This window comes from Cognatundibacterium luofuense (assembly GCF_018139685.1).
Lineage (GTDB): Bacteria > Pseudomonadota > Gammaproteobacteria > Burkholderiales > Burkholderiaceae_D > Undibacterium > Undibacterium luofuense.
Genome location: NZ_JAGSPN010000651.1, coordinates 1 through 282, shown reverse-complemented (window position 1 = coordinate 282; position 282 = coordinate 1). Strand labels below are relative to the sequence as shown.

General features: G+C 59.2%; 1 pseudogene. It reads left to right on the top strand.

Going from position 1 to position 282, the window contains the following annotated elements:
- Window positions 1–3: 3 nt before the first annotated feature.
- Window positions 4–282, top strand: a pseudogene (locus KDM89_RS22035) (ATP-binding protein); the annotation flags it as partial.

The following is a 282-nucleotide window of genomic DNA, read 5'->3' as shown; positions in this document are numbered from 1 at the left end:
AGACTGACGCGTTGGGTGCCGCAATCCTTACTGGGGCGCCTGAGTCTGGTGATGCTGGCCGGCGTGATGCTGGTGCAGTTTGCCGGGAACGCGATCTGGGCAGCGCAAATGCGCAGCGAAGCGCGTACTGAAGTGCGTACTGCAGCCGAGCATCTGGGGCATAGCGCCGCCAGCAGTCTGCGCTATTTCCTCAGTTTGCCGGTCAATTATCGTGGTCTGGTGATACAACAATTCCGCGAAATGGGGGGCACCCGGTTTTTTGCCAATCTGACTGATGGCCCA